Origin of the sequence: Sphingomonas sp. AP4-R1, from assembly GCF_013113735.1 — a bacterium.
Lineage (GTDB): Bacteria > Pseudomonadota > Alphaproteobacteria > Sphingomonadales > Sphingomonadaceae > Sphingomonas_I.
The window spans coordinates 2,335,841-2,351,270 of sequence record NZ_CP053346.1 but is presented as its reverse complement, the minus strand read 5'-3'; the positions used below and the strand labels follow the sequence as shown (position 1 = coordinate 2,351,270).

Sequence of the window (15,430 nt, the reverse complement as noted above, 5' to 3'; positions counted from 1 at the left end):
GTCTGCTTCTCCTTCTATGAGAGTGTCAGAACAGGCCGAGCGCGTGCTCGTCATAGGAGACAAGCAGGTTCTTGGTCTGCTGGTAATGGTCGAGCATCATCTTGTGGTTCTCGCGCCCGAACCCCGACGCCTTGTAGCCGCCGAACGCGGCATGGGCGGGATATTGATGATAGCAGTTCGTCCAGACCCGGCCGGCCTGGATCGCGCGGCCGAGGCGGTAGGCGGTGTTGCCGTTCCGGGTCCAGACGCCCGCGCCGAGGCCATAGGCCGTATCGTTGGCGAGTCCGATCGCCTCCTCGACCGTCTTGAACCGCGTCACCGACAGGACCGGCCCGAAGATCTCCTCCTGGAAGATCCGCATGCGGTTCTCGCCGACGAACACGGTCGGCTGCACGAAATAGCCCTGGTCGAGTTCGCCGCCGGGAAGCGCGCGGGCGCCACCGGCCAGGCACTGCGCGCCTTCGGCCTTGCCGATCTCGATATAGCCGAGGATCTTGTGAAGTTGGTCCTCGGACGCCTGGGCACCGACCTGGACCGAGGGATCGAGCGGGTCGCCCTGACGGATCGCCGCGACCCGCGCCACGGCGCGCTCCATGAAGCGGTCGAAGATCGAGTCATGGATCAGCGCGCGCGAAGGACAGGTGCAGACCTCGCCCTTGTTGAAGGCGAACAGCGTGAAGCCCTCGAGCGCCTTGTCGAAGAAGGCGTCGTCCTCGTCGAGCACGTCCGCCATGAAGATGTTGGGCGACTTGCCGCCCAGCTCCATCGTCTGGGGGATGAGATGGTCGGCGGCGGCGTGCATGATCTGCTTGCCGGTGACGGTCTCGCCGGTGAAGGAGACCTTGGCGATGCGGGGATTGGCGGCGATCGCCTGGCCAACCGTCCGCCCGGGGCCGGTCACGACGTTGAGCACGCCCGGCGGGAGGATATCGGCGGTGAGCTCGGCAAGCATCATCAGCGTGAGCGGCGTCTGCGACGCGGGCTTGATGACGGTGCAGTTGCCGGCGGCCAGCGCGGGAGCGATCTTCCAGGCCGCCATCAGCAGCGGGAAATTCCACGGGATGATCTGGCCGACCACACCCAGCGGCTCGCGGAAATGATAGGCGATGGTATTGGCGTCGATCGTCGAGATCGCGCCTTCCTCGGCGCGGATGCAGCCGGCGAAATAGCGGAAATGATCGATCGCGAGCGGCACGTCGGCGGCGCGCGTCTCGCGGATCGGCTTGCCATTGTCGATCGTCTCGGCGAGCGCCAGCAGCTCCAGATTATCCTCGAGCCGATCGGCGATCCGGTTGAGCAGTCGGGCGCGTTCGGCCGGCGAGACCCTCGCCCATTGATCCCTGGCGGCGTGGGCCGCATCGAGCGCGCGCTCGACATCTTCCGGCGTCGACAAGGCGAACTCGGCGATCGGGGCGCCGTTGATCGGGCTGGTGTCGGTGAAATATTCGCCGCCGGCGGGAGCGCTCCAGCGGCCACCGATGAAATTGTCATAGCGGTGCCGGAAAGCCGGTGCGGCGTTGATGGTCCCGATTGCTTTCTCGAACATAGCCTGACTCCATCTCCACTGGCGCTTGACGGGTAAACTCTGTGCGGTGTGGGCCTATAAGTAACTTCCGCAGCAGCCGGCTTCCCCAGTCGAACAGATCTTCTTCACAAGATGAGCGACCCATTGCGGTCGAAGAGCGGATGGATTTTCATTGGCGGACGCGGAAAGATATTCTACCGCGCAGACAAACGACTTGGCGCCGCGCCCACGCTGCGGTCGGGGTTCTTGCCGGTTCGAGCCGACCGCGCACGGAGGTCGTCCCGCTCGCTATGAGTGGCTCCGCTTCAGCCGGACCCAGTCGCCCTTCTGCGGCGTGCCATCCGTGACCTGAAAATGCGCGAAATGGTCATCGAAGATCTGGTCGACCTGGACACGGCCAACCAGTCGGCGATGGCGCGGCGTGGCATGGTAGACTTCGAGGATCTGGCCGACCTGCGCGCCATCGGCCTTGCCGAGACAGGCGACCGATCCGCCCGCATCCATGCGGACGATTTTGCCTCGCATGAAGAACGTATGACCGATGCCCTGCGCGAGGAGCGGCGTGCTTCCAAACAGCAAAAGGCCTATCGTGGCGCCGAAACCCGGATATCTCCGCATCACCGTCTCCTACCTCGCGCCGGGCGCCCGTTTCCCGGCAATCGTTACCGGGGGAGCCCGGCGGCCGAGCTTCATCGTCAAAAAAACTGGCCCGCCGCGGGGGGGGGGCGGCGGCGGGCCCTCGGCCCCGGCGGTTTGTTCTCGGGGCTGGAAACTTCACATGTCGCTCATCGGCTTGTCGGCCATGGGCTTGGCGGCTTTCTTCTTGGGAGCCGGCTTCGCCTTCTTCATCGGCATCTTGCAGCAGCCGCTCATCGGCTTGTCGGCCATGCCGGATCCGTTCGATGCGGCCGCACCACCGGACATACCGGCCATTCCCGACATGCCCTGCTGGTCCGGTTGACCCTGCTGCTTCTGCATGCCGGCCTGATGATCCTGCATCATCTGGTCGTGCATCTGTTGCCCGCCATGATCCATGCCCATCTGATGGGCGTGACCGTCCGTCGGGGCCGGCTGCGCGGGTGCGGGTGTCGATTGCGGGCTTGCTGGCGTCGACTGCGCCAAACTGGCGCTGGCGAAAGCCAACGCCGCCAGGCAGCTGACAGTAGCGGTCAGAAAAGGCGTCTTTGGCATCGAAGATCTCCGAACATTGAATTCTTGCCGGATCGTGTGCTTCGAACCCGGCATTTCCGACACCTGCATGCTGCTCTCGGCCTCTGGTCTGAATACGTAAGTTACGAATCTCCGGTGTTTCCGCACCGGCTCGCAGGTGATCCTGCGGGATGGACCGCGGTCCAGGGTCAAGCGAAATTCACAAGGGTGGTCTTCGCTTCCCGTAGAATACAGTCGGCCCGCCGTAGGGACGGCGGGCCAACGCCCGGTTCGATTGGTCAGCTCATTCAACGGCGGCCATGAGCCGATCGGTCGAACACTCGTCGCGTTTCGGAACGTGTTCGGTCAGCAGTCGGCAGCCGCCATGCGCGACCTGCCGTCCGAAACTCGCATTCCCCTCCGATGACCCTACACCATCTGGCTATGCATCTGCTCCTTTCCGTGCCGCATGCCCTCCATGTGCGCGGTGTTCAACGGGGCAGGCGCGGGCCGTGCCTTGAGAGGCTCCTCGAGATCCGGCATGCCCGGCGGCATCCCGTCGGCGAGAACAGGCGCGGCGCTGACGGCAAGGATGCCGAGGGCCGAGAGCGACGCGATAATTGCCGTCTTATTACGCAAATATCCAATCCTTATGGTGTGAGGTTTTCCTTTCGACCGCGCGAAGGCCCGATCGATTGTCGCTCCTCACGAAGCTTGCCCATGAGATGGTGTCGCCTTTGAACCAGGCGAATACGTAATGTGCGAAGAGGGGCGCGTTCAGCTCGCCGTGTCTGCCATCATCCGGCAGCCTGCCGCGCAACGCCTGCAGGTCGCCGAGCAACGCTCGATCTGCTCGTCCTTGCCGCGAGCAAGACATTCTTGCGCGCATCGCTCGCAAGCCTCCGCGCAGGCACCGCAGATGATGCGGTGGAGGGCAGATTCTCGCAGCATGGAATTTGCCGTCGTCTGGCACAGTTCCGCACAGTCTGTCAGCATGGCGATCAGCGGCGCGATGGCCAGCGCGCCGCCCCGCCTTGTGACATAGGCGGCCGTCTCCAAGCACATACGGTGCGATGCGACACATTCGTCTACGCACTCCGCCAGGGACATCACCATCCCCTCCATCCGATGGTGCTGCGCCGCTGCCGGTGCGGCCAGCGTGGCCGCCACTACCAGCCCGGCACCCGCCGTCAGCAATTCGCGTCTCTCGATCATCTTGCCACTCCCGTCATCTAAACCCGCGCTTCAGCTCGGATTGTCCGGTCGCCTCCTGGCGGCGAGCCATTGGTGGCCACGCGCGCTTTCTCCCGCGCCATCCGGTTTTCTCCCAGGGCCGGTAGCCGTTGATCTCGACCCCGAGCGAGATGCTGCGGCCCAGTTCCAAACGGAACGCGCTATAGGCTTCCGTCTGATCGCTGGCCCTGGGTCGCCTTGCGAACTGGAAAGCTGCTTGCGGCGCGCCGACCAGGATAGTCAGCGTCCCCGCGAGCTCGAGGCCGATGACGGCGGCCCGGAAGAAGCCGCCCAGCCAATTGGCGTCAATGGTGATCATACCAGCCTCGGCGGCGGATATTATTGAAGCTGTCGGTCGTGTGACAGGCATAGCATTGGTCGACACGCGCCTTGGAGCCGGCCGCGCGCTGCGACACCATGCTGAAATGCTCCATGAAGTGGCTGGGCGGCGCCTTGTGGCATTCGGAGCATTCGGTCGAATTGACCGATGGATGCCGGTAGTTGGCGATCGCCCAGCTGCCGGTCTGGTGGCAGCTCGCGCAATCGGTGCCGAACAGTCCCTGATGGGGATCGCGGTACGAATGGCAGCTGGCGCAATTCAATCCGGCTTCGGGTTTGAGGCGATGTGGGTCGACGACGCTGGCATCGGCCGGCTGTCGGAATATCATGGGGTCGAGAAGCGCCGCATGATCCATGCGGATAATGCCGCGATCGCCTTCATGCTCGACATGGCAGGAGGTGCATTGCGTCACCCGGGCATGGAACTGCGTCGACTGCTTGAATCCGAAGTCCGTCCCGGCATGGCAGGTCAGACACGTCTTCGTCTCGACACCCTTGCCCGGTGTGTGACAGGCCGTGCATTCGCTGGCGAACGCCTGGTGCGCGCTCGAAAGCGGACCCGGCACGACGAGCTGCGCGACCATCCCGGCATCCCACGACGCGTCCGATCGCATTCGCACCGCTACCGCAGCGACCATGATCAGCAAGGCCGCGATGAAGATCGCATAGGAAAGGCGTTGCCACCTCATAGCCAGCGCAGCCCGAAATAGATCGCCGCACCGATGTGAAGCGCGAGCAGCGCAAAGATGAGGCAAGTCGACAGGATGTGCAGCAGCCTCCATTTGGCGAACAGCGCGTTGGTTGCCTCTTCGGCGCGGACCGCGAATTCGGTGTCGGCAAGCGCGGCGGCCAACATATCCTTGTCGGCCGGTAGATCGCCGCCCGGCGCATCAGCTGTGACAAACAGAAAACGCCTCCAGTTGGAGAGCGGTGCTCTCGGCGCCGCCGGAGCAACCGCCGTGGCCGGCTCGTCGAGGAAGGCGGAGCGAAGCGAGGCCAGTTCCGACGTGCGCCCCCTCAGCGCTCTTGCGATCTGTGCCAGGAGATAGCGGCCGACGAAGCCGGTGATGACCGTCATCAGGAGGATTACGGTGAGGAGCAGCCCGACCGGGCTTTCGAACGTATGCGCGGCGTGGAGCAGCCCGAGGATTGGCGCCAGCACGCCGGCATAGATATGGATGGCGAGCAGGGTCGGCTTGCTGACAAACCGTGAAAGTCTCTTGTCGACCCATGGAATTTGCTTGGCTGCGACATAGGGGAGCGTCAGCAGCATCAGCACCAGAGCGGTGATCCCGATGATCCCGCCCGCAAGGCTACCGGGAAACCGCGGCGACACATGAACGAGATAGCCGAGCGGGAACAGCAGCAGAAACGCGACCAGCAGTCCGACGATGAGATCGCCGCGCTCGCGCATCAGGCTTCGACGACGAGCGGCGTACCCGTTCCCTTGGCCTGACAGGCGAGGACATACCCTTGCGCCTTGTCGGCGGGCGCGAGGCCGGTCTCGACCTCCATCGTCACCTCCCCCTTGAGTAACTTGACGACGCAGACACCACACTGACCCGACCGGCAGGCATAAGGGATTTCGACGCCCGCTCCCTCGGCCGCATCAAGCACGGTCTGGTCTGCCGGCAATGCCGCGGACACGCCGGACACTGAAAAGGTCACGGTCCCTGGCGCAACGGCTGGTGCCGCAGCGTGCGGCTTCGCCGGAGAGGATGTAGGCACCACTTCGAGGTCTTCGGGATGCGCCGGCAGTGAGGCCGGGCCGAAGGCTTCGGTATGCAGCTGTGCCTCGGGAACGCCGAGCGCGGCAAGCTCGGCCCGCATCGCCCCCATCATCGCCGGCGGCCCGCACATATGGATTCGCCTGCTCGCGATATCGGGCACTGCGACAAGGATCATTTCCTTGGTGATCGGCCCTTCCGGTCCCATCCAGACCGTCCCGGGCGAGCGCCCCATGGTTGCGATGACGTGGAGGTTGGCGAAACGCCGCTCCAGCCGCTCGATCTCTTCGCGGAAAATGAACTCATCGGTCGATCGGGCGCCGTAAAGGAAGAAGATTTCGCCCTTCCAGGCGGTGTCGGTCAGGTAGCGCAGCACCGACATCATCGGCGTGATGCCGACCCCGCCGGCGATGAGCACGATGCTTTCCGCGTCAGTACCCGTAAAGGTGAACGCTCCAAACGGTCCGCTCACTTTCAGCAGATCACCGGCGGCGACCTTGTCGTGCAGATGGCGCGAGACGACACCCTGCTCCTCGCGCTTGACCGTCAGCTCGACATACGCGCGCTGGGTCGGCGAGGAGGCGATCGTGTAGGATCGGCGCGCGGTCTTCCCTTCCTCGGGTCCTACTTCGACCTGCAGGAACTGGCCCGGCAGGAAGTCAAACGGCAGCCGATCGGCGGCGGGATCGGCGAGGCGGAAGGTCAGGGCTGTCGGCGTTTCACGGACGATCTGGACGACCCGCAGCTGTCCCGCCCAGCTTTTCGGTTTGCGCAGCGACGCGCCCGCCGGAGCGGCAGTGCCACTGGGCGCGAGCGTGTCAACGTCGGGCCCGGGCGGCGTCGCCACTTTAGCGCTTGCCGGGACCGCAACAGGCGCCGCCGGAACCGCCGGTTTGACCCCTGCGACGATGGCGCCGATCCGCCGCAGGCGCAGCATCTGCAGCGCGATCAGCGTGGCGCTGACGAGCGCCAGGAACACCATGAGGAGAAGATGCGAAGGCGAGATGCCGAACCAATGGCCGGCATGCCCGGACGCTGCCTCGTCGATATCCATCTGGTCCCGGAACCAGGTGAGACCCACGTCGCGGGGCGGCTGCAGCCCACCGAGCGCGCCCTGCGCGGCGGAACCCGCGCGAAACAGGTCGGTACCTTCGCGCAGGCGACGAGCAGCGTCCAGGCGAGCCGCGATCGTGGTCGCGCGTGCACCTTCGGCCGACGCGGCGTCGACCATCGCGAGACCGCTGGCAACCCGCTCGCTGGCTTGTGATGCCACGCGTCGCCGGGCCGCCTCGTCGAGGCTCGGGAAGGCAAGGAGCTGCGCATAAAAGGCAGCGCGCCGTGAATCGTGGCCATGTTCATTCTCGCCCGCACCATTGATCATGCGGTCCATCATGGGCTTCATCATCTTGGCCATTTCGGACGCGCTCGGCGTCGACGAGGCGATCATACTCCCATCCGCCGGCATCGCGGCGCTGCTACCGCCGCCATGATGAGCCGCATGATCCTCACCCTCCTGTGCCCGCACACTCGTGGCGAGGCCCAGTGCGAGCATTATCAACAGGCTGTAGCGACCAAGGCCTGTCCCGCTCCGCATCCCCGTTTCCCCTTGAGCTCCTACATGTCCGTCATCGGCATCGCCGAATTGGACGGTGCCGGATCCGGCGCGGGAGCGCTCTGGTTGCCAGCGCCCGCGCGCATGGCGTCGTGATCCATGGCCTGGCGATGATGCTGCTCCATCGCCGCTTGGTTGCTCATCGCATCCATGGCGTTCGCATCGGCGTCACCCGCCGTGGCGGTCGCGACGGGCGTGACCGCGACGCTGTTCGCCGCGGGCGGCACCGTCTGGTCGCTCTTGCGGTCGCAGCCGGAAAACGTGAGCGCCAGCAACAGGCTTCCCCCGACAAGCGGGAGGGTCTTTTTCGCATGTTCGAACATGGCTTCTTCCCTCTTTTTGAAGGTGTCCAGACGGCATGACACCGTCCGGATGGGATTATTGCGCGTTGCGCAAAATCTGGAGGCACCGGTCGTGCGAGAGACTCATTGGATTGCGCCCCTGCCCCTTCATCTCGCCGTGATCGTGCGGCGTCTGAAGACCCATATTGTCTTCCATGGCCCGGCAGCTTTCGATCTGCGCAGCCGTGGGCCGCGTCGTGACGCAGGCCGTCAAGAGCAGCGTCGGAATGACTGCGGTCACGAAACCGAATTTCTTCATGATAAGACCCCTTTCTTTTCCTGTGGTCGTTCTTCCTGCGTCTGCTCGTTTTCTGGTTGTCGCCTTCGCGCCGACCGCCTGGCGCTCAGGAAAGCGAGGATCGGGCAGTCGGACACCGGCACCTCGCCCGGGCATTCGTCCGCAAGCATCCGAAGCATGTCGCGAATGTCGGACAAGCGCTGGAGACGCGCCTCAGCGTCGGCGATCTTGGCCCGTGTGATGTCGAGCACCGCCTGCGCATTGGCGGTGTCGGAGGCTCTGAGTTCCAGCAGCTGCCTGGCCTGTTCCAGCGTAAAGCCGAGATCCTGTGCCGAGCGGATGAAGTTGACGCGCTCGAGATCCGTCTGGTCGTAGATCCGGTAGCCTGCTGCCGTGCGCTCAGGCGCGCGGAGCAGCCCCATCCGCTCATAATAACGGATTGTGTCGCGGCCCACGCCCGCGGCTGCTGCCAGTTCGCCGATCTTGAAATTGCCCATGACATCCACTCGATCATGCCGGTTGGACCATGATCCCGGGTCAAGCGGTTTTGCTGCGATCCCGAACGATCCTGGTCACGCCGCAAGCGCCGCACCGGCCGGCTGCTGCCCCGACGTCCTTGCCGTCAGGGCAGTCTTTGCCGGTCCAGTGCCGGGAGCACGGTCAATTCTTGCGAAGCTCGACGAGATCGTGTTTGGTAGGGGTGCCGTCGGTGATCGTCACATGCGCGAAATGGTCATCGAAGATGTGGTCGATCGTCACATGGCCGATGAGCTGGCGATGGAAGGTCGGCGCCACGCCCTTCGACGGCCCGGGATGGGTGACGACGCGATAGACTTCGAGCTTCTGGCCGACCTCGGCGCCATCGGCCTTGCCGATGCAGACCACGGTGCCGGTGCTGCCCGTATCGACGATCGAGCCGCGCATGAAAAAGCTGTGCCCGATGCCCTGGGCCATCGTAGGCACAGAAGCGGCGAACATCGAGATGCCGGCAATCGCGGCGAACAGGGACTTCTTGATCATATACTCCTCCTTGACGAAATGTCTGCACCACCGCTCGGGAACCGAGGGGAAGAGTCTCTCTTCAGGTGCCGGAGTAAGGTCCAAGGTCCCGCCTCAATATACGTAGAGGTCGCAGCCCCTCGCTGCGCCGAATTTGGTTCTGCGGGATGCGTCGGCTCAGCGGCCAGAATGTGCCTGCCACTGTGCAACGAGACACAACTACGCCAGACCTCCATGAGCGACCCGGTTATGGCGACGCCGAGAACTCTTTCCTGAGTGCATCGAAGCCCTCATCAAGCAGCAGCGCGAGGGAGTCCTGACCATCACCGCGACTGAACGCATCTGTCGCGAGCCGGATGACGCCGATTGCCAGCATGGCGATCAAGCGAAGCCCGGTCGGACCTGCGCGCCACCGTCATCGAAATACAATTCGCTGCTGGTGACGAAGCTGCTCTCGGTCGAGGTCGAGACGGCACGAGAGGCCATCATCTCGGTTGCGGCGAACCTCTTGGCGGTAACTGCCAATGCCGCTGCGGCGGCGGTGACCACTACCGCGTTAACCTCAAACCTCCCTATCGGACTCGTGCCTACGACCACTGAACGCTCGGCATCCAAGTGGTTGAAGTCACTCTAGCGCCAATGCGATGTCGTGCATGACACGCCGGCCGGATGCCCGGGGTTGAACGGCGCGATCGCATTCAGCCGCCGCCACCTCTGCCGCAACCGTCGTCGGAGAGTCGGTTACCAAGGGATGGTGCCGTCGGAATTCGTGAACCCGCCGGACGGGCCATCAGGGCCTAGCGTGGCAAGTCGCACCGGTTCTCGTGCTGCCTCTTCGACGGTCCCGGTCCCGGCAAACCCGTTTATCGCGGTTGCAGTGAATCCTGGGCAAACAGCGTTCACCTTGATGGCCGTATCCTTCAAATCGAACGCGAGCGCCTGGGTCATGGCATTTAAGGCAACCTTCGAGACGGTGTAGGCACCGACATAAGCCCGGTGCGGACTTGACGGGTGAGCATTCCAGGTAAGCGACGCGTTGCCCGACGAGATGTTGACGATCCTGCCGGCGGGTGCCGCACGAAGAAGCGGCAGCATAGCTTGCGTTACAGAGAGAGTTCCGAACGCGTTCGTGTCGAACACCCGGCGCAGCTCATCAAGGTCGACCGCCGAGATACGTGTTTTGGGCAATACATCTTCTCGCCGACGATCGGACGGTCCTGCTTGAGCGATGCCTGCATTGTTCACCAGGACGTCGAGCCGTCCGATCCGATCAGCAATCGAAGCCGCCGCCGCTGCGATCGATGCCCGATCGGCGACATCGATCTGAATTGCCTCGGCATCGCCGCCAATAGCGCTGGCGGCTTCTTCCCCCGCTGCCAAGTCTCGGGACCCGACCAGCACCTTGTAACCCTTGGCCGCCAGATCCTTTCCGATCTGGTGTCCGATACCCTTGTTCGCACCGGTGACGAGCGCAACTAGCTTGTCCGACATCCGCACATCTCCTCAAAAGATTGTGCTTTTTCTCGCACCGGTCCATACCTAATGACAAGTACCCACTAATTTGTAAGTAGGAACCTAATGAGGTCTCAGCATTTTCCGCCCAGCAAGAGCTTTTCCTGCGGACTGGATGCCACGCTCCGTGTGCTGGCGGGTAAATGGAAGCCGCTTATCCTCTACGGTCTGTATCAGCGTGGAGCTGTCCGCTACGGTGAACTCAAACGAGCGGTCCAAGGCGTCAGCGAAAAGGTCCTTATCCAGCAGCTCAAGGAGTTGCAGAGTGATGGGATCGTATCACGCGAAGACTTCAAGGAAATACCTCCACGCGTCGAATATGCATTGTCGCCAAGAGGGCAAACCCTTGCACAAGCACTTATACCGTTATGTGACTGGGGGAACGAAAACATGGAAGAGGTCGCGCGGGTTTTAGCCGAGCGGACCGGCTGGCACAAAAATGACTTAGGGTAGGATAAGCCCCCGCCGTGCTAGACGGTTGGGCGACGGGTCTGCCGCGAAGTCATGGCGCGGACTTAAGGCTCGCCTACGCAACCGCAGAGCGCATCGCCCACGGCGTCCGGAATGCCGTTGCCGGTTCGTTATTTCTACTCGCCGGTCGAGCGGCAAATCCGTCGGCAACAGTGACTTCGATGCAGAGTGATCGAACCGGTTCATGTACGGAACAGTGGAGTGACCCAGTCAAGAAAAGCGCGCAGCCGTGGCGGCACCTGACGAGACCGCGGTATCGACTATCCGGTCATGCTGTTTGTCGTCGCGACGATACTTTCCGCCGGCGAGAACGGCCGCACATCGTGCACGGCTAACGAAGTCCATAGAGAGCGCCGCCGACTCTCCAACCGCGCTGCCGCAGTTCCCGGGCCAGGCCGGTTCGTGGCTTAAGATCAGGTAATTTCCATCATCGGACGCCAAGGTCGGCCGTCAGTCGTTTATTGCGACCATGCGCAGACATTCAGCACGGCTCCGGCGAATGCGTCTGGACGCTCCTGCGGCAGATTGTGGCCGGTATCGAACAGCTGATGCTCGTGCCGGCCGATGAACATGGCGGCATGGTCTGCGGTCCCGCCCGGCTTGAGCGGGTCTCGCGCTCCATCCAGCGTCACCGCTGGCACCGCGATCCTGGGCCGCTGCGCCAGACGATCTTCGAGCGGCGCAAGAGAAGGATCGCCTGGCTCCAACCCGGACATCCAACGATAGCAATGGATCACGACGTTGACGAAGTCAGGGTTCGCGAAGGCGGCCGCCGAGCGTGCAAATATGCGTTCGTCGAACGCCCCACCGGGCGACCATTCCTGCCATAGCATGCGGCAGAGGTCATCACGGGCCCGGTCCAGGCAATCGCGACCGCGCGCGCTCTGGAACAGATGCTGATACCAGCACACCCGTTCCAACGCCGGTTCGGCAGGTCTTCGCTGCGCCGCCACGTCGATGATATCGTAGCCTGCGTAAGACACGAGGCCGCTGACACGTTCAGGCCAAAGTGCCGCCGCGACGCAGGACGCATTCCCACCCCAGTCGAACCCGCCGAGTATGGGCCGCTGCAATCCCAAAGCATCAGCGAACTGAATGATGTCCAAGCCGCGAGCCGCCTGCTGGCCGGTCCGCTTGGCGTCGTTCGACAGGAAGCGTGTCGGGCCGAACCCTCGGGCATAGGGCACGATTACTCTCAAACCCGCCTCCACGAGGATCGGCGTCACCTCGTCATAGGCATGGATGTCGTAAGGGAAGCCGTGCGAGAGGATCACCGGCGTGCCATTTCTCGGCCCTCGATCGACGTAGGCGATGCGAAGGTCGGACGTCTCGGCATACTTAACCGTGGTCTCAGCCATTTACGTCCCCCCCTTAAGAATGAATAAGGAAGATGCTGGCTCGACGACGTCGAGTTCCTCTCGACCGCCGGGCAGAATGGCCAGCAACGCGCCGGCCGCAGCTTCCGGCGCGATCATGAGGCGGGACATGCCAAGCCATGAAGCCGTGAGGCGCAGTTCGCAGAGCAGCCTTTCCACCCAGTTTGTCGGCGCCCCGGCTTGCACGTGCAGACGCTGAACGATCAACGACAGCGCCTTGCGATCGGCCTTGAGGTCGACGCGAGCAACGATCGCGCCGTCCATCAAGAAGGGAAGCACATAATAGCCATGCTCTCTCTTGTGCGCCGGCGTGTAGATTTCGAGACGATAGCGGAAACCGAACAGCCGCTCCGTCCGAGGCCGGTGGAAGATGAGCGGATCGAACGGGGAGAGCAGCGCTGCCCCTTCGAGCCTGCGGCCGGCGCTGGCATCCGCTTGAAGATACGCCTGCTGACGCCATCCCCGCACGCGCACGGGAATGACGGTCCCGTCCTCGACCAGCTGCTTGAGCGGCTCTCGTACGTCCGAGGCGGGGATCCGGTAATAGTCGCGCAGGTCATCCGCCGTCGCAACTCCGAGCGCTTTAGCCGCCCGCGACAGAAGCGAGCGCCGCGCATCGACCCCGCTTGGTGTAGGGGCATCGAGGACGTCTTTCGGCAGAACCCGCTCAGGCAGATCGTATAGGCGCTCGAAGTTGCCGCGCCGGCCCACCGCCGCGACGAGACCTGCCCAGAACAACCATTCGAGCGCATGCTTCGCCTCGCTCCAAACCCACATGCCCTTCGCAGCTCTGCTGCCCGAGACGCTGGAGGCCGATAAAGGACCTTCCTCCCTGATGCGCCTCAGCATCGCATCCGCTTCCGGGCGGCTCTCGCCCGCAAATCGCTCAAGCTGCTTCCAGATTCCCACGCCGCGACGTGCCCGGGCCATGCGCCAGCGAAGCAGCGGCTGCAGCTCGATCGGGAGTATCGAGGCCTCGTGGCCCCAATATTCAAAGAAACGCTGTGGCTGCCGGCCTATCAAGGCATCGAGATAACGGGAGTCATATTTCCCGAGCCGCGAAAAGTGGGGCATGTAATGCGCCCGCACAAGGACGTTGACGCTGTCGATCTGGAGGACCCCAAGTCGTAGGAGCGCGCTCTTCAGCTGGGAGGGTGTGACATCGCCATCCCGACGCATCCTGTTGAAGCCCTGTGCGGTCAAGGCGATGCGGGTCGCCTCGGATAAGGAAAGCTCGGCTCTCAGGACGCCTCTCCAGACACCTTCGCGATAAAAGCCCGCAGGTCGGCCAGCATCAGGTCTGGCTCTTCAAGCGCCGCGAAGTGACCACCCCTGGGCATGTCCGTCCAATGCACGATGTTGTACGTTTTCTCGACGTAAGAGCGGGGCGGCGGGACGAACACCGGATCGGGAAAGGCGGCAACGCCGGTCGGCGCGTGAATACGTGTACCGGCAGGGAATTCCTGTGAGCCCTCGAGCCTTTTGCCGTGATACATCCAGGTCGAGGTCACGAATGAGGCCGGCGCAAGGTAGAGCATGATGTTCGTGAGAAGCTGCTCCTCGCTGAACTTGCTCCAGAGATCGGGGCTGCCATCGGCACGCGAAGGGAGATCGGCCCACTTGCCGAACTTCTCGAGGATCCATGCGGCAGCTCCGACCGGGCTATCGGCCATCGCCACGCCCAACGTCTGAGGGCGCGTTTCCTGTTGGTGATTATAACCAGTCTCCCAGTCGCGGATCACGGCCCGCTCGGCGATGAACGCCTTCTCCTCCTCGGTGCTGGGTTGAATATCCTTGGCGAGAAGGTCGACCATGTTGAGATGAATGCCGAGCAGCGCGTTCGGATAGTCGTTCGCCATCCACGCCGCTATCCCATGTCCCCAGTCGCCGCCCTGAACGACGTAACGAGCGTCTCCAAAGAGTTGGCCCATCAGCTCCTGCATCAGGTCGGCGGCACGCCGGGGACCGATCGGCCGCGTTATGGGGCTGGAAAAGCCGAACCCGGGAAGTGACGGTACGACGACGTCATGTCCGTCGGCTGCCAGCGGGGCCATCAGTCTTTCGAACTCGATGAACGAACCTGGCCAACCGTGCAGCAGAAGGACGGGCGGCTTGGCGCCGTTGCCGGCAACGTGCAGGAAGTGAAGTCGCTCGCCTTCCACATCGTAAATGAAGTGCGGCAATTCATTCAGGCGGCGCTCGACGGCGCGCCAGTCGAAACGGTCGCTCCAGTAAGCGACGAGGCGCTTCAGGTCCTCGATCCCGACGCCCGCCGTCCATCCTCCCGCATCGGGAAGCAGGCTCCAGTCATATGCCTCGACCTTGGCCATGATGATCGATAGCCGGCAGTCGGAGATGCTGATCTTATAGGGTGACGCCATCTTCGCCTCCATTATTGCTTTCGTTCACGTTTCTTGCGTGGCGAGCTCTGCCACGACGGTAGCGCCTCTCGATTGGTCATCCGGCCTGCTGCGCGCGAAAGATCTCCAGCGTATCGATGATTTGCCGAAAGCCCACGATCTTGCCTTCGCGCACCCGCCAGACATGGGCGTATTGCGCGTCGAACGTCTTTCCTGTCGCGGCGACCACACCCTTCGAGCGACCGATTGCGATCACGACCTCGCCAACCGGAAAGATCTCGGTGGGGGCGGCCTCGTAGTCGCGAAACTGCCCCGCGAGCCGACCGAATACACCGTCGGCAACTGCCTGCGGCGTGCGGTACGGATTGCGATCCGCCAGCATAAAATTATCGGACTCGCGCCAGTCGAGTTCATCAGCGAGCAGTTCCATGATCGCCGTAGCGTCGGCCCGCTCAAATCCGTCATACAGGGCATTGACGACGGCGCTGGGAGTAGTTGTGTCCTCGTTTTTCATGTCGCTCCTACTCAATATTTCGCGGGCAAGAAAT

At 63.2% G+C, this 15,430-nt stretch carries 20 protein-coding genes; 1 reads left to right on the top strand and 19 read right to left on the bottom strand.

The window, feature by feature from the left end:
* Nucleotides 1-25: 25 nt before the first annotated feature.
* From HL653_RS11080 to HL653_RS11010, 15 genes are all read right to left on the bottom strand, one after another.
* Nucleotides 26-1,546, bottom strand: coding sequence for an aldehyde dehydrogenase family protein (locus HL653_RS11080; protein ID WP_171744576.1), 1,521 nt, complete (start codon nt 1,544-1,546; stop codon nt 26-28).
* 267 nt (nt 1,547-1,813) lie between these two features.
* On the bottom strand, nt 1,814-2,143 hold the full coding sequence (locus HL653_RS11075; RefSeq protein ID WP_171744575.1) for a hypothetical protein: 330 nt from the start codon (nt 2,141-2,143) through the stop codon (nt 1,814-1,816).
* A 156-nt stretch (nt 2,144-2,299) separates the two neighbouring features.
* Nucleotides 2,300-2,785: a hypothetical protein gene (locus HL653_RS11070; protein ID WP_253717895.1), complete on the bottom strand. Its 486-nt coding sequence runs from the start codon at nt 2,783-2,785 to the stop codon at nt 2,300-2,302.
* A gap of 318 nt (nt 2,786-3,103) precedes the next feature.
* Nucleotides 3,104-3,313 carry a hypothetical protein gene (locus HL653_RS11065; protein ID WP_253717893.1) on the bottom strand — a complete coding sequence of 70 codons (210 nt, stop codon included), beginning with the start codon at nt 3,311-3,313 and terminating at the stop codon, nt 3,104-3,106.
* 138 nt (nt 3,314-3,451) lie between these two features.
* Nucleotides 3,452-3,889, bottom strand: a complete 438-nt coding sequence (locus HL653_RS11060) for a four-helix bundle copper-binding protein (RefSeq protein WP_171744574.1) — start codon at nt 3,887-3,889, stop codon at nt 3,452-3,454.
* A gap of 13 nt (nt 3,890-3,902) precedes the next feature.
* Nucleotides 3,903-4,226, bottom strand: coding sequence for a DUF1622 domain-containing protein (locus tag HL653_RS11055; protein WP_253717891.1), 324 nt, complete (start codon nt 4,224-4,226; stop codon nt 3,903-3,905).
* Nucleotides 4,213-4,935 (bottom strand): cytochrome c3 family protein, encoded by a 723-nt coding sequence (locus HL653_RS11050; RefSeq protein WP_171744573.1) that lies wholly within the window; start codon nt 4,933-4,935, stop codon nt 4,213-4,215. The genes HL653_RS11055 and HL653_RS11050 overlap by 14 nt, the downstream gene beginning before the upstream one ends.
* On the bottom strand, nt 4,932-5,660 hold the full coding sequence (locus HL653_RS11045; protein WP_171744572.1) for a hypothetical protein: 729 nt from the start codon (nt 5,658-5,660) through the stop codon (nt 4,932-4,934). The genes HL653_RS11050 and HL653_RS11045 overlap by 4 nt, the downstream gene beginning before the upstream one ends.
* Nucleotides 5,660-7,525, bottom strand: coding sequence for a 2Fe-2S iron-sulfur cluster-binding protein (locus HL653_RS11040; RefSeq protein WP_367613601.1), 1,866 nt, complete (start codon nt 7,523-7,525; stop codon nt 5,660-5,662). The genes HL653_RS11045 and HL653_RS11040 overlap by 1 nt, the downstream gene beginning before the upstream one ends.
* Before the next feature lie 62 nt (nt 7,526-7,587).
* A complete protein-coding gene (locus HL653_RS11035) occupies nt 7,588-7,908 on the bottom strand; it encodes a hypothetical protein (RefSeq protein ID WP_171744570.1) in 321 nt (106 codons plus the stop codon).
* 55 nt (nt 7,909-7,963) lie between these two features.
* Entirely contained in the window at nt 7,964-8,185 is a 222-nt protein-coding gene (locus HL653_RS11030) for a hypothetical protein (protein WP_171744569.1), read from the bottom strand.
* Entirely contained in the window at nt 8,182-8,661 is a 480-nt protein-coding gene (locus tag HL653_RS11025) for a heavy metal-responsive transcriptional regulator (RefSeq protein WP_171744568.1), read from the bottom strand. Before HL653_RS11025 ends, HL653_RS11030 begins: the two co-directional genes overlap by 4 nt.
* Before the next feature lie 163 nt (nt 8,662-8,824).
* Nucleotides 8,825-9,184, bottom strand: coding sequence for a hypothetical protein (locus tag HL653_RS11020; protein ID WP_171744567.1), 360 nt, complete (start codon nt 9,182-9,184; stop codon nt 8,825-8,827).
* A gap of 226 nt (nt 9,185-9,410) precedes the next feature.
* Nucleotides 9,411-9,548 carry a hypothetical protein gene (locus HL653_RS11015; RefSeq protein ID WP_171744566.1) on the bottom strand — a complete coding sequence of 46 codons (138 nt, stop codon included), beginning with the start codon at nt 9,546-9,548 and terminating at the stop codon, nt 9,411-9,413.
* Between the two features lie 356 nt (nt 9,549-9,904).
* A complete protein-coding gene (locus HL653_RS11010; RefSeq protein ID WP_171744565.1) occupies nt 9,905-10,654 on the bottom strand; it encodes an SDR family NAD(P)-dependent oxidoreductase in 750 nt (249 codons plus the stop codon).
* 87 nt (nt 10,655-10,741) lie between these two features.
* On the opposite strand from HL653_RS11010, the gene HL653_RS11005 reads away from it, so the two are divergent.
* Complete coding sequence (locus HL653_RS11005; RefSeq protein WP_171744564.1) at nt 10,742-11,128, top strand: helix-turn-helix domain-containing protein; 387 nt, start codon at nt 10,742-10,744, stop codon at nt 11,126-11,128.
* A gap of 476 nt (nt 11,129-11,604) precedes the next feature.
* Here HL653_RS11005 and HL653_RS11000 read toward each other — a convergent pair whose 3' ends face one another.
* The 4 genes from HL653_RS11000 to HL653_RS10985 form a co-directional block, all read right to left on the bottom strand.
* Nucleotides 11,605-12,504, bottom strand: a complete 900-nt coding sequence (locus tag HL653_RS11000) for an alpha/beta fold hydrolase (RefSeq protein ID WP_171744563.1) — start codon at nt 12,502-12,504, stop codon at nt 11,605-11,607.
* Complete coding sequence (locus HL653_RS10995) at nt 12,505-13,725, bottom strand: winged helix-turn-helix domain-containing protein (protein ID WP_253717887.1); 1,221 nt, start codon at nt 13,723-13,725, stop codon at nt 12,505-12,507.
* A gap of 38 nt (nt 13,726-13,763) precedes the next feature.
* A complete protein-coding gene (locus HL653_RS10990) occupies nt 13,764-14,903 on the bottom strand; it encodes an epoxide hydrolase family protein (protein ID WP_171744562.1) in 1,140 nt (379 codons plus the stop codon).
* 76 nt (nt 14,904-14,979) lie between these two features.
* The gene (locus HL653_RS10985) at nt 14,980-15,396 is read right to left on the bottom strand and encodes a nuclear transport factor 2 family protein (RefSeq protein WP_171744561.1); all 417 of its coding nucleotides are present in this window, start codon (nt 15,394-15,396) and stop codon (nt 14,980-14,982) included.
* Nucleotides 15,397-15,430: the final 34 nt, after the last annotated feature.